Raw genomic sequence first — 21,162 nt, 5'->3', positions numbered from 1 at the left:
AGAATCTTTCTCAATTTGAGAAATAATCTGTAATTTTGCGGCGTAATTAGTAACACAAAGGGGCTTACACCTCTTTATATATAGAAGAAGCTCCACGAAGAAAAGGAGCTGGACAAAGAACTTTGAGGAGATTTACATGAAACAGAAAATATACTTTTTACTGGCGATGCTCTTCTGTATCACCCTGCAAACCATGGCGCAGACCGATGGCGACAACCCTGAAGACAGGGAGGTGGACATGGATGCCCCTACCTTTGAACCGATGGTGAAGGTAGGAAAAGTGCTCTTGGATCATGACAGCGTACAATATGTTCAGGTGAACAACGTGTACGTTTATCCACAACCAGTATTCAAGAACGCCAAGGAGCGAATGGCTTACAACCGTTTGGTATACAACATCAAGAAGGTGCTGCCGATAGCCAAAGAGGTAAGAAAGATTATCATCGAAACGGGTGATTATCTGGAAACGCTGCCTAACAAGAAGGCAAAAGATGCCCACATGAAACTGGTAGAGAAAGGTATCAAACAGGAATATACCCCGAGAATGAAGAAACTCACCTATGCACAAGGTAAACTCTGCATCAAACTGGTGTATCGCGAATGCAATTCCTCATCCTATCATCTTATCCAAGCCTTCCTGGGTCCTATCCGTGCCGGATTCTATCAGGCATTTGCAAGCCTCTTCGGTGCCAGCCTCAACAAGAAGTACGACCCGAACGGCGTTGACAGATTAACAGAAAGAGTGGTAAGACAGGTAGAATCGGGGCAGATTTAACCAGCTCATCTTATTCAGAAAGCCCATACACTTAGGTATAAAAGCATTTCCAGTCAATAGGAATTGCTTTTATACCTAAGTTTTTTTGTTGATACAAGCAGAAGAAATCTCCGTTCATCGACGTTGAATGTCCGTTCAGCGTCGTTGAACGGCGGTTCATAGACGTTGAACGGCGGTTCAACGTCGATGAACGAAGATTTAAACAGACTGAAAAAAGAAATGTTCCTAAGAAAAGCAACAACTTTTCCTAGGAACATTTCCTTTTATATTCGAATGGGATGCCCACCTATTCCTCAGTATAAAGCACCTGAATCATAGTCTGGCCAACCGCCTTAAGCACATTCTTATCTAGATGAGCCATATCATCGCTCACGGTGTGCCAGGTAGGACCGAAACTGCTCTGCTGACAGTCCGGATAATAAGCAATCACATCTACAGTAGGAATCTTAGCCTTCTCGTTGACCGGAATATGATCATCAGTAATCATTCCGCCATCGCTCTTAGGGAAGTAAGAGCCGAAACCAGCCTGACGGGCTGCAGCCCAAACCTTCTTCACGATGCCACCGGCATACTGCATAGACATGCCCTCACGATAGAACTTGGCTCCCTGTCCGCCCACCATATCGAGGAGGATTCCGAAACGTGGATTATATCCCTCAGGCTTGTTCTCGCTCCAGTACTGGGCACCCAATGCCCAAGTATCGCCATCGTCTTGAACATCAGCCCACTGAGGTGTTCCCCAGTCTTCGGTATCGAAACATACGAAATCTACGCCGATGTTGGGATTCAGCTTCTTGTCAGCCTGCAGCTGGCGGGCTATCTCCAACATGACAGCTACTCCGCTGGCTCCATCGTTGGCTGCCATTACAGGCTTGCGCCAGTTGGTGCTGTCGGGGTCGTTGTCGGCCCAAGGACGGCTGTCCCAATGGGCACAGAGCAAGATGCGGGTTTCAGCCTTCGGGTTGTAATGGGCGATGATATTGGTATTCTTCAGGATGGTACCATCATAGCCCTTGAGGTCAGCCTTCTGGGTTTCTACCTCGCAACCAAACTGCTTGAACTTGCTCACTATCCATTCGCCACACTTGTCGTGCGCCTCGCTGTTCATGACGCGAGGACCGAAATCGCATTGTGCGGCACAATAAGCCAACGCCGAATCGGCATTAAAGGCAGGACCTACAGGATTCAGCTTCTCTGCTTCCTCTACTTCCTGGATTTCCGGCGAACTGGTGTTGGCATTCTTATAGCTGATAGCTCCAGCTACCACTCCGGCAGCTACTACCAAGCCTAAAATTATCTTCATTTTCTTCGTCATCGTATTTACTTTGAACTTTATGATTACTTAATAACTATCGAATTGGCTTTCCCTTTGGCCGCCGAACGTTGTTTCTTCGTTCTTCACTCTTCATTCTTCACTTTCCAAATTTCTGCACCTGCGTCATCACTCTGAGCCAGTTGCCTCCCCAAATCTTGATAATATCCTGCTCGCTATATTTGCGGCGCAACAACTGGAGGGTGAAATTGATGAGTTCAGAAGAGTCGGCGAGCCCCCGGATGCCGCCGTCTCCATCAAAGTCGGTACCCAGACCTACGTGGTCGATACCCATCACATCGATGGCATGCTCAAGATGGGCGATAGCGTCCATGATGTCGGCTTCACCCTCTTTACGCAGGAATCCGTGATAGAGCGTGGTATGAGCCACACCACCCTTTGCTGCGAGAGCACGCATCTGGTCATCGGTCAGATTGCGAGGCACATCGCAGAGCGCGCGGCTGCTGCTATGGCTGCAGACAATAGGCGTCTGGCTGATATCAAGTGCATCGTAGAAACTCTTCTCGCCACCATGACTCAAATCTACCATGATGCCCAGACGGTTCATCTCCTGAATCACCTTCTCGCCAAAACTGCTCACACCATTATGGGTATTGCAGCCGCGGGCACTATCGCAGATATCATTATCACCATTATGGCAGAGCGTGATATAAACGATGCCGCGCTGGGCGAAATGCTTCACGTTACTGATATCGTGCTCCAGGGCGAGACCGTTCTCGATGCCGAGCATGATGCTCTTTCTGCCATTCCGCTTATCGCTATAAAGATCGGCAGGAGTGCGGGCTATGCTGAGATACTGGCTGTTCTTGCTCACAATCTCTTCTATCTTGTCGAAGATGAGGTCGGCATACTGCGCAGGTCCCTTTACATCGAAAGCCACCTTGCTGCTGAAGCTCTCGCCTATCTGAGGCTGTGGCAGGTAAGCTACCATCGTGGTAGCATCCTGATGACCATCGGTCATCTTATGGAGATCAACCAGGATGCGGGAATCGCGATGATCAAACTTGATGCCCTGAGGGAAGAACATCGGAGTATCACAATGGGTATCGAGCGTAAGGATGCGCTTATGCAACTGCTTGGCTGCATAAAAGTTGTTAGCCTGATTAACCAGCCATTGGAAAATCTTCAATCCTTCTTCTTCCAGCCATTCCGGATGCCATTGCACACCGAGAATCTGCTTATATTCGCTACTCTCTACTGCCTCGATAATATGGTCGGAAGATTTGGCGATAGTGCGCAGATGCTTGCCTGGCTCGCTTACCGCCTGATGGTGGAACGAGTTGACAAAGATCTTCTCCTTATTATATATATTAAATAAGGTGGAATCTTTCCTGATTTCTACGATGTGGGTAGGTTCAGTACGGTCGGCATCCTGGCTGTGTTTTACCAGCTGCTTGATATCCTGGCACACCTTTCCGCCCAGCGCAATAGCGAGGGTCTGGATGCCCCGGCAGATGCCAAGCATCGGAATCTGGCGGTTGAAAGCCAATCGGGTAATCATCAGTTCGGCAGCATCACGTTCCTGATTGATGTTGTGAAGACGGGGAGAAGGCTCTTCGCCCATCCACAGCGGATTATGGTCGCCGCCACCCGTCAGAATCAATCCATCAAGATGCTCCAGGGTATTGACGATGACCTGAGCATCGGCAACAGGAGGAATAATAACCGGCGTACCGCCAGCCGCTATTACCTGCTTATAATAACGGTCGCGAAGCGTAGCATCGATACCTTCATAATTGGCAGTAAGGCCAATTATGGGCTGATGCTTCGCTTCGGGAAATCTAGAGTATGCATCCTGGAGATGCGACTCTAAGTCAAATGTTTCCATTTGTTTATCTTTCAATAAATAATGATTCAAGATCTTCTAAAAATCGTACTCAGGTATGGAGACTCTTATTAATCTTCATCGAGAAGTACAGGAATCTCACGCTTGATGCTCTGCTCAAGAGAGATAAGCGTTTCGGTAGAAACCACACCAGGGATAGCCTGAAGCTTATTGTTGAGCAGATCCATGAGCTGCTCGTTGTCGCGGGCATAAAGTTTGATCAGCATGGTGTATGAACCGGTTGTAAAGTGGCACTCTACGATTTCAGGAATGTTCTGCAAGCGCTCTACCACCTTTTTATACATATTACCACGCTCCAAGTTCAAACCTACATAAGTGCAGGTAGAATAACCCAGGCTTTTAGGGTTTACATCAAAACCGCTACCGGTGATGAAACCATCCTCCATCAAGTGCTGAACACGCTGATGGATGGCAGCACGAGACACGCCACATTCTGCGGCTACGTCTTTGAAAGGAATACGGGCATTCTTGGAAAGGATGCCGAGAATCTTTCTGTCTAGATTGTCTATTTTCTCCATTTCGTTTTGTTTTATATTATTCTATTTATAAGGTACTTTTCTATACCAGATAGCAAAATTAATAAAATCTATTGAAACTGCAAACAAAATGCACGAATATTTTGCAATATTCGTGCATTTTGTTGTTTTTTATACTGTTTTTAACCAAAAGCCTTGGCATTTTGCTACTTTTAGTAGAAAAATCATACGCTTATCTGATAACCTCGGAGAAGTAATGATCACGCAAAGGTTTCACCACTTTATCACCCGTCAAAACTATCTGCTGCTTAAGACGAATGTCTTGAGAAGAGGCTCCAATCTTCAGTTCATACGTTCCAGGAGCTATGTTCCATTGACGATTGCCTCGATGAGAATAATAACCAAACTGATCAGTATAGAACCTGATGCATACTCTCTTGGTTTCGCCAGGATTGAGAGAGATGCGGGCAAAGCCCTGCAACTGGATAGGATGAATCTGCTGGTTGCTCTGAGTTGGCGACAGATATACCTGCGCTATCTCATCGGCACGAACCTTACCCGTATTGGTAACCTCAAAGTAGATATTGCTCGACTCTGAAGCAGTAGAGAGTTCCCTAACTGCCTGCAAGTTCTTATAGGCAAAGGTTGTATAGCTCAATCCATAACCGAAAGGCCACTCTACACGGGCATCCTGCCGGATGGAATAATTATAGCAGATAGGCTCATAAACCTCAGTATTAGGATAACTGACACTCAGCTTGGCTGATGGTGAAATCTTGCCATAAAGAATGTCAGCCACAGCTGTACCACCCTCTTCACCTGGATACCAGGCCTGGATGACTGCTGCACAGCGCTTAGCTATCTTGGAGATAACCTGCGCACGACCGCCGAAGACTACCAGGACTACAGGTTTGCCTGTAGCTAAGAGTTCCTCAACATATTCCTCTTGCTTACCAGGAAGTTTGAGACCATCTCGCTCACGATTCTCACCACAGAGCATCACATTCTCCCCTACAGCAGCAACGATAACATCGCTTTCCTTTGCCATCGCCAAAGCTTCTGCCTTGTCTGCCTTCTCGCCAGAATCAACCTTGCGATGCAGGAGCTGATATTCCCAAGCACGCTTATCGCCAGACTCTTCAAACTTGGTCTCTATCTCCTCTGTCCAGTCGCAACCACGAGAATATTTAATATTAATACCCTCAGGTTTACTTGCCTGCATTGCCTCTAGCAATTTAACGATATGTGGCAAGTGGCTATCATCCCACTTTTTCTTCCAACTCTGCCAGAAATAGAACATAGAAGGGAAAGAGTAGTCGCCACACATCGCCCAAATGGAATTGGCATTAGGACCCGTGAGCAAGATATTCTTAACCTGCTTGGCGCTGTTAACATCAGCCTCCTTCACAAGAGGCAAAACACCTTTATTCTCTAACAAGACAATAGACTGGCTAGCTATATCGTAAGCCGTCTGCCGTTCTTCCTTAGTATCAAGCTTTACATCCTCCGTACTATACAGATATGGATTTTTATCCATCAGTCCTGCACGAATTTTATAACGCAGAACATCCTTTACAGCACGCTCAAAGACTTCTTTCTTAACAAGTCCCTTATCCAAGGCTTCCTGTAAATACTGATAGTTTTCGCCTCTAGGGAAATCAACATCATTGCCACCATTGATAGCAGCCACAGCTTTCTGAAGAGGAGTATCTAGTCCCGGCAACTGGTCAATGGCAGTATAATCGCTCACCACCATTCCATCGAATCCGAGATAATCTCGTAAAATATCGTTGAGAATCTCACTATTTGCCACGCACTTGGTACCATGAACAGCATGATAACCCGGCATCAAAGCCTTGCAACCTGCCAGACGAATCATCGTCTCATGAGGCAAAAGGATATCTTCCATCATCTCCTTCTCATCAGCATCACCGCCACCACCATATCCCAGATAGTGTTTAGAGCAAGCTCCCACTCCCTTCTTGAGGTCGCCCTGCTGAAGACCCTTGACAAAAGCAGTACCCATAACGGCAGAAAGATAGCCATCCTCACCGTATGATTCTTCCAGACGATTAAAACTTGGAGTACGGCAGACGTCTACCATAGGGGAAAGCGACAATACGCCACCCATCTTGCGAAGAGCAGTACCTGTCTGCAAAGTCTTGAGCTCTGCCAACTCTGGATTGAACGAACAAGCCTGACCTATCTGCTGTGGATAGACTGTTGCATCTTGCGTATTGATACCCGAAAGAACTTCCTCGTGAAAAAGAGCCGGGATTCCGTTAGGGGTATGATGCATCAACCAATCTTGTACAACAGCTACACGCTTTCGCAAGAAATTGGCATCAACCAATTCCTGACTGGCGTACTGAGAAAAATGTCCAATACCATAAGGAATGAGCTGCTTGCATTTGACGGTATCCAAATTGCCTTCCGCATCAAAAAGCTCATCCATATACCCACTTCTCAACTGAGCGATACGCTCTGGCTGTGACATTCTGCTGTAGAGTTCATCTACCTGTTGGTTCACTTGCTGTTCCGTATTGTTTATGTTACTGCAACTAGCCATCAGCACAGTAGCACATACGGTTGTTGTAATTTGTTTCATCATTTTATTTTAGGTTAAAATATTGAAGTTGTTTATTATCATGTGCAAAGATAATGCAAACGAGCGCAGAATATCAAGCTTGCTTGAATATTATGCCGAGTGCAGTTTATCTTCTGCAAAGATAATACAAATAAGAGAATTATCAGATTCGCTTTTTCGTTATTTATACAAAAGCAACAAACACAAACGTAAAAGAAACAAAAAGGGCCAAAGATAGCATTCTATCCTTGGCTCTTACCTTATTATATTTTAGTAGTAATTACTTGATGACATGAATTTCGTAATTACTTTCTCTTCTTTGAATGCGCAGCTTTCTTGGCTGCAGGTTTAACAACCTTCTTGTCGGCACTCTTTACTGCAGCTGCATCTTCTTTCTGTTCGTCTGCTGGCTCTGGCTTAACCTCTGGCTTTACGATGCTAACCAGCTCAAGATCGAACACCAAAGTAGAGTATGGAGGAATCTGACCAGCCTGACGCTCGCCGTAAGCCAACTCGTAAGGAATGTAAACCTGCCACTTACTGCCCACAGGCATCAGAGTAAGCGCCTCTGTCCAACCCTTAATCAAGCCATTGGCACGGAACTTGTCAGTCTTGCTGCCACCATGCTTGGATGTAGCATCAAAAACGGTACCATCAATCAGACGACCCTCGTAGATAACTTCTACCTCATCGCTAGCCTTAGGCACCTCGCCATGACCTTCGGTAATCACCTTATACTGCAAACCGCTAGGCAACACCTTTACACCAGGTTTCTTGGCATTAGCAGCAAGGAACTTCTCGCCGGCACCAGCCAAAGCTTCCTTCTGGAAATCGGCAGCAGCCTTAGTAGTAAAGAATGTTGTATCATTAGCCAAAGCTGCGATAAAACCATTCTGGAACATAGCATGGCTGATAGAATCGCCTGTGCTCTTCAACTCTTCCTTTGTGCCAGGATATACACGCTTCTCTACCAGTTTGGCAACCTCCATACCTGCAGAATAAGCTACGGTCTTAGGATTGATACCCATGGCAAGCGCATCCTTGTAACCACGAAGGAAATTCTCCATATAGGCAGTATCTACCTGAAAACTCTGCTGGATATAAGGAATCAGACCACGAGTGGCATTCATACCAGCTACATAACTCAAAGAATCGGCTGATGATTTCAACTCAACAAGAGTAGCCGCCTTCTTAACCTTCTTCTTGCTTGCAGCACTAGCTGTAAACAAAGAAGCACCCGCCACGAGGACGAGTGCTGTCATTAATATTTTCTTCATTTATAAGTCCTCTATAAAAATGAGTTCCCACAAAAATTACTTGCCACCTACAGAAATCAACTCAATCTTGAAGATCAATACAGAGAATGGCTTAATCTGACCCTGCTCGCGCTCACCATAAGCCAACTGCTGAGGAATGTAAACCTCCCAAACAGAACCTGCTGGCATGTGAACCAAAGCCTCAGTCCAACCCTTGATAACCTGGTTAGCACGGAGATCTACGGCCTGACCACGCTTGAAAGAAGAATCGAATACCTTGCCGTCGATTGTCTTACCCTCGTAGTTAACCTTAACCATAGAAGTATCCTTTGGCATAGGGCCGTTACCCTCCTTGATTACCTTGTACTGAACACCTGAAGGCAGAGTAACAACTCCTGGCTTCTTCTTGTTGGCAGCGAGGAACTTCTCACCAGCAACCTTGTTAGGACCATATTCCTTCTCCATGTTCTTAGCCTTGATAGCCATCATCTTAGCCTGAGCTACCTGGGCAGCCTGTTCAACAGTCATCAAGCCCTTCTTGCCTGTAGTACCTGTGATGAAACCAGCCATGAAGTTCTTCAGAGAGATAGACTTTGTAGAATCCTCACCGAATACCTCGTGGTTGATGCCCTTAACCATCTGGTTGCTGATCTGCTGACCAATCTGGATACCTGCATAGTAAGCAGCCTTCTTCTTGTCGTCACCAGCGTTGGCACCATCGTTAAGACCCTTGATGAAATCATCCATATAAGCAGTATCAACGCCCATGCGCTCTACCATAAACTCCTTCAGACCCTGAGTCTGAGACATACCCATAGCATAGCTCATAGTATCTACATCAGTCTTGAGATCTGCCTTAGGAGTAGAATTGCCACAACCTACGAATGTAGCAGCAGCACAAGCCACGAGGGCTCCGAAAAATAACTTTTTCATTTCCTTATTTTATATTTTAAATTTTATTTTTATCTATTATATTCCAGAATTGCCTTTACTTCGTTTAAATATATCTACTAACAGATTACTTAACGGCAACGAGCTCTACATCGAAAATCAATGCTGAGAATGGAGGGATAGATGCACCTGCACCACGCTCACCATACCCCAACTGATAAGGGATGAAGAAACGGAACTTGGCACCCTCGGTCATGAGCTGAAGACCCTCTGTCCAACCAGCGATAACCTGGTTCAATGGGAAGGTAGCAGTCTGACCACGGTCGTAAGAGCTATCAAACTTAGTACCGTCGATAAGCGTTCCCTCATAGTGGCACTCAACCTGATCGGTAGCCTTAGGAGCCTTGCCATTACCTTCACGCAAAACCTGATACTGCAAACCGCTCTTAGTAGTGATGATACCGTCCTTCTTGCCGTTCTCGGCGAGGAACTTCTCACCAGCTTCCTTAGCAACCTTGCCCTTCTCGGCAGCAGCAGCCTGAGCCTTAGCCTCCTGCTCTGCAAAGAAGTTCTGTACCAACTCCTGAGCCTCCTGCTCGCCGAGCTGAAGTTTACCGGCGATGGCATCCTTTACAGCCTGTGCAAAATCATCAATATTCAAACTCTCTGCACCCATAGAAGCCAACTGGCGACCGATGCCGATGCCCAAAGCATAACTTACTTTATCCATAAAATTTATTTATAATAATGTATTAATAATCTTAAAATGTACTTTTTGTCCTTAAAACGAGTGCAAAGATAACATTTTTCTCGCTTAAAACGATGTTATTTGCAGAAAAATTGCTAAATTTGTGCATTCTTAATAAAAAGATTAAGAAAATATGAATAATTAAAACGTGATAAGATGAAGAAACTCGTATTTTTAACCGGTGCAGGCATGTCTGTGGAGAGTGGTTTCAAAACTTTTCGTGGCAATGATGGATTATGGGAAAACTATCCTGTAGAACAGATAGCTACCCATGAGGGATGGGAAGCTGACCCTACCCTAGTAACAAACTTCTATAATATGTTGCGCCATAAACTCTATGCTGCGCAACCTAACGAGGGACATAAACTTATCAAGGAACTGGAAAAAGACTTCGATGTGACGGTAATCACCCAGAATGTAGATAATCTGCATGAGAAGGCAGGTTCCAAGAATGTAATCCATCTGCATGGCGAACTATCAAAGGTTTGCTCTTCACGAGACCCTTACGACTATCGCTACATCAAGGAATTACCTGAGGATGACTGCGAGGTAAAACCGGGAACCGAAGCTGGAGACGGAAGCCTGTTGCGCCCATTTATCGTTTTCTTCGGCGAAAGCGTTCCTATGATTGAGCCGGCAGCCGAAGCTGTACAGCAAGCCGATATCTTCGTCATTATCGGAACCTCACTCAACGTTTATCCTGCTGCAGGTCTGATTTCATATACCAAGCCTCACATTCCTATCTATCTGATAGACCCGGGTGCCGTAAATACCAATGGATATTACAAGATAGAGCACATCATGAAAGGGGCTTCAGATGGTATGAAGGAACTGAAGGAAATATTGGAAAAATAAAAACATTCAGAATATATAAACAACAAAAGCAAACGGGGAAGCATCCATTGAAACTTCCCCGTTTGCTTTTATTACTTTAATTTCTTTCTATCAATAACATTCTGCATTACACAGCCTCAGATGTTCTGACTCCCATACGGGCCTCGGCGACATTAACCACATAATCACCCAGTTTTTCGCATTCCTGAATGATATCCATATACAATGTACCTACACCATAGGTATAAAGATGGTTATCCACATCATCCAGGTTCTGGTTTCTCAACTGAGTACGATAATTATTAATCTCAGTCTCGATATTGTACGTATGGTTGAGACTGATAGAATGGCGTTCATGAGCAAACATATAGTTCATCTGAGTCAGCGCCTCATCTACCAACTTAAACATCTGATGAATGTTTTCACTCTGCTTGGCAGTAAACTCCTCCTTGTTTTCACCCTTGCGCTTAATGGTGCGGGCAAGATTAAAGCAACTGTCACCAATACTCTCGATTTCAGAAATCTCACGCAACATCGCACGGATCTTCGCCTTGGTATCATCACTCAGATGAGCATCGCTCACCTGATCAAGATACTTGGCAATCTCTATCTCCATATTATCAGAAATACCCTCATACTTCTCAATACGCTCATAGAGTTTGTCGAAAGTCTTGGAATCCTGAGTTTCCAGCAACTCTCTCACCATACCAAACATACGATGGATGCGCTCGCCGAAACTGCCGATTTCCTGCTGTGCCTCGAAGACAGAAAGTTCTGGGGTCTTCATGATGCCAGCCTGGATAAAGCGCAAACGGAAATCTTCATCCTCCTTATCTGCCTTAGGCTTGATAAGTTTGCAGACAACTTTTTCCAACTGTGGGATAAACCAAATCAGAACGCCCGTGTTGCAAACATTGAAACAGGTATGGAACATCGCCAGAACAATTGGCAACAACTTTGCCTTCTGTGCCGCAGACATACCACCATCAGGATCATACCCTACGATAGAGCAAACGAAATCTACAAATGGATAGAACAGGCAGAGAACCCAGATTACACCAAAGACATTGAATACCAGATGGGCCAAGGCTGCACGACGAGCCTGGGCATTGGCACCCAAAGCGGCAAGATTGGCTGTAGCGGTAGTTCCGATATTCTCACCCATTACCAAGGCTATGCCCAGATAGATAGGAAGTACACCCGTAGAACAGAGTAAGATGGTGATGGCCATCACAGCTGCCGAACTCTGTACGATACAGGTTATAAGCGTACCGATCAGGAGGAAGACTACAATCGTGAAATGACTCTTCGTATCAAAAGAACCAAAGAAATCGATAACCGCCGGATTATGTTCCAGATCAAGAGCCTTACCCGCACTACTCAACAGAACGAGCGAGAAGAAGAGGAAGGCGATACCAAAAAGGAAATCTCCGAAATAACGGCGCTTCTTACTATAAATCAGCATGATGCCGAGGAAGAACGCAGGGAATACGACAATCGTTAAATCTACATTATAACCCAACGACATAATCCATGCCGTAAACGTAGTACCAATGTTGGCACCCATAATAACGGAAATTGCTTGGGCTAAGGTCAGCAAACCTGCATTTACAAAAGAAACCGTCATAACGGTAGTTGCTGAGGAGCTCTGAACGGCACAGGTAATAAAGGTACCTGTAAGCATTCCCGTAAATCGGTTGGTTGTCATAGCACCCAAAATGTGGCGCAACTGAGATCCTGCCATCTTCTGCAAGGCCTCACTCATCACCTTCATACCATAGATGAGCAAAGCTAAAGAACCGAGAATCTGAAAAAAAATCACAAGATATTGACTTGTATCCATATTCATTTGTATTTGTGGAAATGTTTGTTACGTTTCGGTTGCAAATATAATAAGAATTTCCGTTATTACGAAATATTTGTTACCGATATTTCAAGTTGTAACAGTATTGTAACATGTAGGACAAGAGAAGAAGACATATTGCGATTTCTCGGAGCATCGCAGAGAATAAAAACGGACGTACGCCATAGGGATGGAGCGCACGTCCGTGAAGAGAGAGATTTTATTTGATCACGTTCCACTGACCGAGAATATGATTAGTCATTGGCATTACAATCCAAAGTAGAGGCCATACCACCTCCTGAATATTTTGTATTCAAGAATCTGATACATTTTACCTTTCCTTTTCCTTCCTTTTTCATCAAAGGTTTTCCATCAGGAGCACCACCATTGATGTTATAGAAATACAACTTATAGTTATCGCCGCTTTGGGTACCAACAATCAAATAGTTGAACTTATCGTCACTACTGCCTGACACATTCCAAAATTGGTTTGCCACAAAGACGATATTCTCACCTGAGCCAATGCCTTCAGGTTTTAGTTCTATTTCATTCATATTCTCATCATTGAAGTTCATAGCATACAAGTGACCAAATTCCAATCGTATGTTGTCAGATTGTGATTTGTACTATCCCAAAAGAGCCACCAAACGAACTTTTATCAGACAAGGCATATCGGCTTGCGCCACAAGTTGCCACTGGCAATCCATATTGTCCCGTCGTCTCACCATTCATGATCGGCATTTGATAGATACCCTTATTCGTCATCATACCATTATAGAAAACAGTTGTAACGAAGAAATAAGGATATTCAGACTCATCCATCTTATCATACATAAGAATATTTGCCCCCAAGTATGAGTTATAGATACGGAAAAGGTATGCCATCCGACATGGCATACCTTAACCTAAAACCAAGCAAATTATGCTAACTACTTATTACTTACTTTTACGACCTTATTACCTTGGCGCATGATGTAGATACCCTTTACTGGTTGGTTCACACGCATACCTTCCAATGTGTAATATTCTACAGGAGCTTGCTCCCCATTGGCGTTGACAGAAGAGATAACAGAAGGAACATTCTTGATAATCGACATGGTGTTGTCAAGCACATTCAACTTCACATCATACTTGCCAGCCTCGGTAATCTTCCAGTTATTCTTCTCACTATCTTTATTTACACGAATAGCCTTGGTGGCATCTGTTGCATCGCTTACATAGACATCAGAATTATAGTTAGTAAACTTGTTGACTACTACCTGCAACTCACCTTCCTTCAAGTCAGCAGTGGCAGTATAAACCATTGGGTTGGAAGCATCCTGAGCCAATACGACAGGCTGTCCTAAATCCCAGCCATTCTCTGTAGCATCACCAACCAACCACAAAGCTGCATATACGATTTCGTTGTCCTGATAGTCAGCCTTCTTCACTGTGATTGTTCCTGCATTGAGGTCGCAAGTGATGACATAGTTGCCAGCCTCAGCCACCTGGAACTTGCTGTCATTGCGATTCACCTCTGAAGAAACCAAAGATGTAGCCGCACCTTCTGCCAATGTTACATTCTCTTCACCTGCGGCACGATACTGGAAGCCATTGAAGATGTCGTTCTCGGCATAGAACTTGAAGCCTTGGTCGGCAGCCAAGTAAACGGTAGCAGTCCATACGCCTGGTTCACCTTCCAACATTGCCACACTGTTGCTCATATCCCAGCCGCTCTTCACAGCATCACCCAGTATCAACATGCAATCTGCCTTAAAGTCGGCATAGTGTTTCTTGAGAGAGATTGTCATGTCTGCGACATTCACCTCTACATCATAGGTGGCTGGCTCGGTGATGTTCCACTTGTTGTCATCGCCACCCAATACCATCTTGGTAGCATCAGCAGCATCTCTTTGGAACATAGACTGTCCGAAATCAGCATATTTATTAGTAGCCAACTTAAACTCACCTGTTGTCAACCATGTGGTAGCAGAATATACCAAAGGATTATCTTCATGCTGGTTCAACTGCACACCATCACCGATAGACCAGCCCCCAGGAGTAGCACCACCTACCATCCATAAGGCAGCATAGCGCAATGCGTGCTCCTGATAAGCAGACTTAGTTACAGTCACTGTCTTGTTGGTAAGGTCACAAACTACGTCATAGTTGGCTGCCTCTGATACCTTGAACTTGTTGTCATTGGCATTCTCGCCTGAATCATAAAGCGTGGCTGCCACACCGTCTGAAAGCATTACATCGCTGTCACCAGCACGATACTGGAATGAACCAAAGTCTGTATCTGTCAAAAACTTGAAGCCTTCATCGGCTTTCAACTGTACGGTAACTTTCCATACATCATTGCCTTGATTCAGCATCGCCACACTATTGTTCAATGCCCAACCATCAGGTGCCGCATCTCCTATGAGAATCAGCTTATCTGCTGCGAAAGAGGTCACAAAACTAACTGCAAACAAAATGCAGCACATCAAAAATCTAGTAATAGTTGTCTTCATAATCTAAGTTGTTAATTATTAATTAATATTCTATTTCCGTTCTGATCGGCTCCTGTTACTTGAAAATAACCTTCCTGCCTTTTTTCACATAAATACCCTTATGAGGATTGGGAGCGCGATCACCTGCCAAAGAATACCAAGGAGCATGGTCTTTGTTGGCAGCGACATCCGCCGTTACGCCTTCTATCGCCATGGGATCGGCTTTTTTTACCACTATTCGCATGCTATCCAGGTTGATGGTAATGTCGTAATAGCCCGACTCTGGCACACAAAACTTGTAATCTTTGCCAAAAGTGGAGAGGTGAGCCAACTGAATATGGGAGTTGAATTGATAATTCTCATACTCCGAGCAATAGCTCTTGCAATATCCCCAATCACGACCATCAGTAAACTTGAACAACTCGTTTCCTTTCAGATATACCGTGGTTTTATAGACGTTGCCCCCACTTGCCTTATTCAAAGGTATGGCTTGCGATAGGTCGTAGGCTCCATACCCATCTTTCTTCACAGCCTCACCCGTCAGATAAACCTGGCTCTCGCCTTCCATGACCACCATCGTCCAATATTCCAGGGAAGGAAGTGTAAAGGTAAGTTGATTGCCCATCTGCTCGAACGAAAGTTCTTGCACCGCACCTGCATGAGTGTCAGGACTGGCTACCCATAGCTTAGACACCTTACGATTGGTTTGGATGGTTACAGCCAAGTTGTCCTTCCGGGTTGGTTTCTGGCGAGTACCATTGAGGTCTCGCCAAGAAAGGTCGGAGGTGTTGGAGAAGTTGAGGAAATGAACGACATCACTGTTGCCCACGGTCTTGGCGAACGTCACGATGGAGTTTGCTTGTGGAGGCCATGCCTTCACCGTATTGCCATTCACACTCACATGAGCCGAATAAGCAGCTTTGGAAGACACGCCACGCAACCAATTCTGATAAGCTGTCAGGAAATCGTAATACCTTACGAGCGCAGTCTTCAGTTCATCGCTCATCGCCAAAGGAGCCGCTGGGAAATACTCACGAGTGAGCATGTGGTCGCCCATCTCCAAGTGAGAGCCTCCCAAGGCAAACATCACCGCATCGGTAAGCAAGGCACCAGGCGTATTGACCATGTGGTCGCCCGAGCCGCCATTGTCAGCCTTGTCGTAATTGATATAGGCTGCAAAGACCGTAGGATGCTGATGGTCGCTCAAGCGATCGTTAGTGGCGATGATGTCATAGAGATTGGCAAACTGGTCTTCTGGCGCACCACCATATCCATTGCCATTTCCCCATACCTCATTATAGCAGAAATCCACATTCTTATTGACGATTTGCTCGGTTCCATATCCCGACACTGCATTCATAATCAAGGACTTCTCGGGATGAGCCTGCTTCATGGCATCAATGAATGAGCCATAACCCGAAGGCAAATCTACCTTTTGATGATTGGCGTCATACACAGTACCACGATACCCCAACTGGTCTATCTGAAAACCATCGAAATCAAAATTGCCATACACTTCCTTGTTTCGTTCCACCATATATTGCTGCCAATCGCCATTGCCCGGTACTTGCAGATAGATATTGCTTGCCCAAGAAGAAGGGAGTCCATGATAGTCTTGATAATAATTGCCATTACCATCCTTCTTCATCAAAGCCCACTGAGACTTCACACCATCGTTTGCAGCATCCTTCCATGCACCAAAGCAAAGGTTATAGAAGATGGATTTCATGCCGTAAGCATGTTGTGTGGCAATATAGTTCTTGACATATTCCACGCCTACACATCGATTGCTAATATCGGTATACCATTGGGTGAGCGAACCATCACCATTCAATTTTACAGGTCGATGTGCATCCACTGCCAGTCTTGGAATTGCACACCATTGATATGCAATCGATTGAGATATGCCATCTCGCTCTTGATGTTGGCGTTCTTATCGACTGTACTGCTGTAATTATCAAAGTCAGCGACAAAGCCGTAACGTGGAAAACGTTTCCAATTGCTGGAAACATCTACGGCTATCGTACCAAGAATATTTTCCACACCACTGCCCTCTGTATACAATTCCACCAAATAACCTTGATAATCGGTAGATGGTGGCAACCAAGTCCACTGCTTACTCTTAGTCACCTCTGAGAAGTCTTGGACAAGAAGCACATGGGAACCATAACGATAACGCACCTTGGCCGAAGAAGGAATATTCCCTTCTGCCACAAACGTAACAGTTTGTCCTGGTACATAGCAAGCCTTGTCGGTTTTCATATTGACAGACAACTGCGAAGTAACTGTGGCAGCATAACTACAAAGGGAAAGCATGAGGGGCAATGCCAACACCATCATACGTTTAGGCAAGAAGAGGAGTAAAGGTTTTCTCATAAAAACGATTTTATAAGGATGATGAACATAAACTCCCCATACCCCTATATATAATAAGGTATAGGTATGGGGAGAAAAATATATCTATCTTTTTACTTTTGCATGAGACTGATGGCATAACCACCACCTGCACCAGCATTCAGTTTAAGGGTAGATTTATTGGTTACCACACGCTTAGTGATGACGTATGACAGTTGATTGGCTTTGTAGCTTGCATTCTTGCCATCGGCATAGATTGTAGCAACATACTTCTTGCCCGGTGTAAGGAAATCAAGTTTCAGGGTAGACTGATGAGGAGTCTCACCCACTGTACAACCAACAAACCACTTGTCTTCGCCCTTAGCCTTGCGGGCAATGGTAATATACTGACCAGGCTCAGCCTCAAGATAACGACTCTCATCCCAGTCGATAGCTACATCCTTGATAAACTGGAAGGCATCTGCATACTTCTCATAGTTCTCTGGGATATCAGCTGCCATCTGCAATGGACTGTACATCGTAACATACAATGCCAACTGACGAGCCAAGGTAGAGTTGATATGATGATGCTTGCTTGGATCAATCTTGTTCATATCGCCCTCCAAGATACCAGGGGTATAATCCATAGGACCACCTTGCAAACGAGTGAAAGGCAATACAGTGGTATGGAAAGCCTTGTTGCCTGCGAAAGACTCATATTCTGTTCCACGAGCAGATTCATTGCCTATCAAGTTAGGATAGGTACGACAAAGACCTGTTGGGCGAGTAGCCTCATGAGCATTGACCATGATATGGTGCTTGGCAGCCTCGGTTACGCAATAAAGATAGTGATTGTTGAGCCACTGACCATAGTGATGCTCACCACGAGGAATGATGTTACCCACATATCCGCTCTTCACCGAATTGTAGCCATACTTATTCATCAAGTTATAGGCAGCCTCCAAATGACGCTCATAATTACGCACAGAAGCTGACGTCTCATGGTGCATCATCAAGCGCACACCCTTGGAGTGAGCATAGTCATTGAGATACTTAATGTCGAAATCAGGATAAGGAGTCTGGAAATCGAACACATAGTCTTTACTATGACCAAACCAGTCTTCCCAACCAATGTTCCAGCCCTCGACAAGCACCTGAGAGAAGCCATTCTTGGCAGCGAAATCGATATATTTCTTTACATTCTGTGTATTGGCAGGATGCTGACCATGAGGCTTTACCTTGGTATAATCAGTCTCACCAAGTTTGACAGAAGGCAAATCGAATGTATAAGACCACTGTTTGCCACCACCAATCATCTCCCACCAAACACCAATGTACTTGACAGGCTTGATCCATGAAGTATCTGAATATTTGCAAGGCTCATTCAGATTGAGAATAAGGCGAGAGGCAAGCACCTTGCGAGCATCGTCCACTACCATGATGGTACGCCATGGAGTATGGCATGGGGTCTGCATGTGAGCCATGTTACCTTGTGCATCAGGGGTAAGCTGAGAGGTGAACACGAGGTTCTTGTCATCGAGATTCAAATGCATGCAAGAGTAATCCACCAAAGCTGCCTCATGGATATTGATATAGATACCATCGGCTGTCTTCATCTGTAGAGCGGTCTGCACACCTGTAGGCGAGAAGATGGTCTGCGAAGCATTGCTGCTCACGGCTCCTTGCAACAAACCTCTGATTTCTGAAAGCTTTGATTCTGTATAGTCATATTCCTGAGTATCGTAATCACCAGGAATCCACCATGCCTTATGGTCACCAATCATCGCAAACTGCGTATGCTCTGCCTTGACCACGAAATAAGGAAGGAACTGCTGCTGAGGAAACTCATAGCGGAAACCTACACCATCGTTATAGACACGGAAACGAAGATTCATAAACCTACCATTGGAAGGCTTCTCCATCTCAACGAAAAGTTCGTTGTAATGGTTACGTATCTCTTTCTCCTCACCCCATACTGGTTGCCATGTCTCATCGAAGGTAGATGTAGAAGTCTTGTTGATGCGGAATTTATCCATCAAGGAGTTCTCCTCAGCCAACTCAATGCCCAATGTACTGGGTTTGATGACTTGTTTTCCCTTGAATGACACTTGATAAGTTGGAACGCCATCGCCTGTAAGCGAGAACTCCACACTCAGGTTACCATCTGGAGACGATACCTTCTGGGCAGATGCACTTGCAGTAAGGAGCATCATGCAACCTAACAAAAGGTGAGGTAACAGCCCCTCTAGACGAGAGAGGGACGTTACACATAGTTTATTCAGTTTACTTTTCATTTATTGTGATACAAAATTAGGTAAATTATATACTTTACTTGAGTCTTACGATCTTACAACCATGAGCAGGAATAGTAGCTGTGATAGAAGAGCCACTGCCTTCGTCCTCATGCTCCCAAAGGTCACGGATTTGTTTGGTGCCTTGTATGCCAAGCGTACTGAAATCAACTGTCACTTGGTCGGAGTTGTCATTGCGATTGAAGATACCAAGCACATAGTCGCCATTGGTCATCTGTCCATACCATATCTCATTGTTCTTGTCGTTGAGCTTGTCGCTGAGAGGCTTGCCCACGAAACCATCCTTGTTGAGGGCGAGCAACTCATCGTTGGTATAATACTTCATGTCATTGCCAATCGTAGATGGCAGGTCGGAGGCTGCGACTGGGCCACCAGCCATCAACTGCAAGGAAACTACCGTCTGCTTCTCTGCATCCGTATCGAATGTATTGAGGCGAATGAAGTCACCATCGAGAATCACCTTGTTGCGACCGCTGATATGCGACCAATAGGTAAATCCATCAAACATATTCATGCAGTTAGGCCATGTGCGATAAGACTTACCCTTGTCCTGGGCAGAGCAGTGCCACCAGCCACCAGTACCTGTATCTGCCACGATACGAATCATGTTACCATAAAGGCTCTCTACCTGTGCGTCGGCATACAAGTGAGGCATCACAAGTGAGGTGAAGATACCATATTTCTTGGCAGACTCGGCGATGTATCGCATGGCGAGCGCATAGCTCTCGCGACCATAGCCACGACCAGTGACACCGATGTTGCGATCCTGTCCATCCTCATACCAAGAGAGGAAGTCCATTCGGATGAACTCTACACCCATCTCCTTGTAATGCTTGAAGAAGCCATCGATATACTCCTTGCAACCGGGATTCTCGGCTACAGCCCAAGAGAAATCCATGTCCTTGGCAGTAGGATGAGACAACTTGTCCTTATTCTCGCCATTATAGAAGAGGTCGTTGAAGGTATATTCCGTGCCTTCTATCTTGGTTTCTCTTGGACCATGAATCCAGAGAGGATTGTCATAGACACCCAGTTTCAAGCCCTTCGCCTTACACTTGGCTGCAATGTCCTTAAGAGCCTGAGAACCATAATGGGTCATATAACCGCTCTCATCCTCGGAAAGCATTGGGATGAAACCATCCGTACAAATCATGTCATAGCCTGATGGCTTGAGTTGGGTGGCCACATAGTCGATAAGTTCATCCCATTGGTCGGAGGTAAGATCCATATCGTTGTTGCTTACACCTTTAGCGTTTTGCAACATGCAATACTCATATACACTCCAATAGAGAGGAGCCTTCACACCATCGTGGACACCTTCCACTACAGGAAGGTTGGATAGCTTGTGAGTAGAAGGATAGTTCATTTCCACATCATTGGCACAAGAGCCAAACAGAGAAACGGCAACTATCGCCAAGGAAAATAATATTGATTTTTTCATTGTTCTAATCGC

At 45.2% G+C, this 21,162-nt stretch carries 14 protein-coding genes and 1 pseudogene; 2 read left to right on the top strand and 13 right to left on the bottom strand.

The window, feature by feature from the left end; genetic code table 11:
• The first annotated feature begins 136 nt into the window (after positions 1-136).
• Complete coding sequence (locus ONT08_RS06410; RefSeq protein WP_117587705.1) at positions 137-775, top strand: DUF4294 domain-containing protein; 639 nt, start codon at positions 137-139, stop codon at positions 773-775.
• 286 nt (positions 776-1,061) lie between these two features.
• On the opposite strand, the gene ONT08_RS06405 is transcribed toward ONT08_RS06410, so the two are convergent.
• The 7 genes from ONT08_RS06405 to ONT08_RS06375 all read right to left on the bottom strand — a co-directional run bounded on the left by ONT08_RS06405 (position 1,062) and on the right by ONT08_RS06375 (position 9,894).
• On the bottom strand, positions 1,062-2,090 hold the full coding sequence (locus ONT08_RS06405) for a M28 family peptidase (RefSeq protein ID WP_006848149.1): 1,029 nt from the start codon (positions 2,088-2,090) through the stop codon (positions 1,062-1,064).
• Positions 2,091-2,187: 97 nt separating this feature from the next.
• Entirely contained in the window at positions 2,188-3,936 is a 1,749-nt protein-coding gene (locus ONT08_RS06400) for a membrane dipeptidase (protein ID WP_264959514.1), read from the bottom strand.
• A gap of 68 nt (positions 3,937-4,004) precedes the next feature.
• Positions 4,005-4,472: an Lrp/AsnC family transcriptional regulator gene (locus tag ONT08_RS06395; protein ID WP_006848151.1), complete on the bottom strand. Its 468-nt coding sequence runs from the start codon at positions 4,470-4,472 to the stop codon at positions 4,005-4,007.
• A 190-nt stretch (positions 4,473-4,662) separates the two neighbouring features.
• The gene (locus ONT08_RS06390; RefSeq protein WP_264959513.1) at positions 4,663-7,041 is read right to left on the bottom strand and encodes a glycoside hydrolase family 3 C-terminal domain-containing protein; all 2,379 of its coding nucleotides are present in this window, start codon (positions 7,039-7,041) and stop codon (positions 4,663-4,665) included.
• Positions 7,042-7,322: 281 nt separating this feature from the next.
• On the bottom strand, positions 7,323-8,294 hold the full coding sequence (locus ONT08_RS06385) for an FKBP-type peptidyl-prolyl cis-trans isomerase (protein WP_118086038.1): 972 nt from the start codon (positions 8,292-8,294) through the stop codon (positions 7,323-7,325).
• 36 nt (positions 8,295-8,330) lie between these two features.
• Positions 8,331-9,206, bottom strand: a complete 876-nt coding sequence (locus ONT08_RS06380) for an FKBP-type peptidyl-prolyl cis-trans isomerase (protein WP_117693208.1) — start codon at positions 9,204-9,206, stop codon at positions 8,331-8,333.
• 85 nt (positions 9,207-9,291) lie between these two features.
• Entirely contained in the window at positions 9,292-9,894 is a 603-nt protein-coding gene (locus tag ONT08_RS06375; protein ID WP_006848156.1) for an FKBP-type peptidyl-prolyl cis-trans isomerase, read from the bottom strand.
• 174 nt (positions 9,895-10,068) lie between these two features.
• Between ONT08_RS06375 and ONT08_RS06370 the strand changes: the two genes are divergently transcribed.
• Positions 10,069-10,767, top strand: coding sequence for an SIR2 family NAD-dependent protein deacylase (locus ONT08_RS06370; protein WP_006848157.1), 699 nt, complete (start codon positions 10,069-10,071; stop codon positions 10,765-10,767).
• 106 nt (positions 10,768-10,873) lie between these two features.
• Here the strand turns inward: ONT08_RS06370 and ONT08_RS06365 are convergent, their stop codons facing one another.
• From ONT08_RS06365 to ONT08_RS06335, 6 genes and pseudogenes are all read right to left on the bottom strand, one after another.
• Positions 10,874-12,589 (bottom strand): Na/Pi cotransporter family protein, encoded by a 1,716-nt coding sequence (locus ONT08_RS06365; protein WP_264959512.1) that lies wholly within the window; start codon positions 12,587-12,589, stop codon positions 10,874-10,876.
• 254 nt (positions 12,590-12,843) lie between these two features.
• Positions 12,844-13,143, bottom strand: a complete 300-nt coding sequence (locus ONT08_RS06360; protein WP_254974266.1) for a hypothetical protein — start codon at positions 13,141-13,143, stop codon at positions 12,844-12,846.
• A gap of 375 nt (positions 13,144-13,518) precedes the next feature.
• A complete protein-coding gene (locus ONT08_RS06355) occupies positions 13,519-15,084 on the bottom strand; it encodes a SusF/SusE family outer membrane protein (RefSeq protein ID WP_264959511.1) in 1,566 nt (521 codons plus the stop codon).
• 55 nt (positions 15,085-15,139) lie between these two features.
• Positions 15,140-17,325: pseudogene (locus tag ONT08_RS16490) on the bottom strand (glycoside hydrolase family 66 protein).
• Positions 17,326-17,531: 206 nt separating this feature from the next.
• The gene (locus tag ONT08_RS06340) at positions 17,532-19,610 is read right to left on the bottom strand and encodes a glycoside hydrolase family 97 protein (RefSeq protein WP_264959508.1); all 2,079 of its coding nucleotides are present in this window, start codon (positions 19,608-19,610) and stop codon (positions 17,532-17,534) included.
• A gap of 115 nt (positions 19,611-19,725) precedes the next feature.
• The gene (locus ONT08_RS06335) at positions 19,726-21,150 is read right to left on the bottom strand and encodes an alpha-galactosidase (protein ID WP_264959507.1); all 1,425 of its coding nucleotides are present in this window, start codon (positions 21,148-21,150) and stop codon (positions 19,726-19,728) included.
• Positions 21,151-21,162 lie beyond the last annotated feature (12 nt).

Source organism: Segatella copri (assembly GCF_026015465.1).
In the GTDB taxonomy this organism is placed as follows: domain Bacteria; phylum Bacteroidota; class Bacteroidia; order Bacteroidales; family Bacteroidaceae; genus Prevotella; species Prevotella copri_E.
The sequence above is the reverse complement of the archived record's forward strand: the minus strand, read 5'-3'. Positions and strand labels throughout refer to the sequence as shown.

Excerpts from the sequence above, each read along its gene's own strand:
- ONT08_RS06400 (WP_264959514.1), bottom strand. The coding sequence starts at position 3,936 with ATGGAAACATTTGACTTAGAGTCGCATCTCCAGGATGCATACTCTAGA.
- ONT08_RS06405 (WP_006848149.1), bottom strand. The coding sequence starts at position 2,090 with ATGACGAAGAAAATGAAGATAATTTTAGGCTTGGTAGTAGCTGCCGGA.
- ONT08_RS06335 (WP_264959507.1), bottom strand. The coding sequence starts at position 21,150 with ATGAAAAAATCAATATTATTTTCCTTGGCGATAGTTGCCGTTTCTCTG.
- ONT08_RS06410 (WP_117587705.1), top strand. The coding sequence starts at position 137 with ATGAAACAGAAAATATACTTTTTACTGGCGATGCTCTTCTGTATCACC.
- ONT08_RS06355 (WP_264959511.1), bottom strand. The coding sequence starts at position 15,084 with ATGAAGACAACTATTACTAGATTTTTGATGTGCTGCATTTTGTTTGCA.
- ONT08_RS06360 (WP_254974266.1), bottom strand. The coding sequence starts at position 13,143 with ATGAATGAAATAGAACTAAAACCTGAAGGCATTGGCTCAGGTGAGAAT.
- ONT08_RS06385 (WP_118086038.1), bottom strand. The coding sequence starts at position 8,294 with ATGAAGAAAATATTAATGACAGCACTCGTCCTCGTGGCGGGTGCTTCT.
- ONT08_RS06375 (WP_006848156.1), bottom strand. The coding sequence starts at position 9,894 with ATGGATAAAGTAAGTTATGCTTTGGGCATCGGCATCGGTCGCCAGTTG.
- ONT08_RS06380 (WP_117693208.1), bottom strand. The coding sequence starts at position 9,206 with ATGAAAAAGTTATTTTTCGGAGCCCTCGTGGCTTGTGCTGCTGCTACA.
- ONT08_RS06340 (WP_264959508.1), bottom strand. The coding sequence starts at position 19,610 with ATGATGCTCCTTACTGCAAGTGCATCTGCCCAGAAGGTATCGTCTCCA.
- ONT08_RS06370 (WP_006848157.1), top strand. The coding sequence starts at position 10,069 with ATGAAGAAACTCGTATTTTTAACCGGTGCAGGCATGTCTGTGGAGAGT.
- ONT08_RS06395 (WP_006848151.1), bottom strand. The coding sequence starts at position 4,472 with ATGGAGAAAATAGACAATCTAGACAGAAAGATTCTCGGCATCCTTTCC.
- ONT08_RS06365 (WP_264959512.1), bottom strand. The coding sequence starts at position 12,589 with ATGGATACAAGTCAATATCTTGTGATTTTTTTTCAGATTCTCGGTTCT.
- ONT08_RS06390 (WP_264959513.1), bottom strand. The coding sequence starts at position 7,041 with ATGATGAAACAAATTACAACAACCGTATGTGCTACTGTGCTGATGGCT.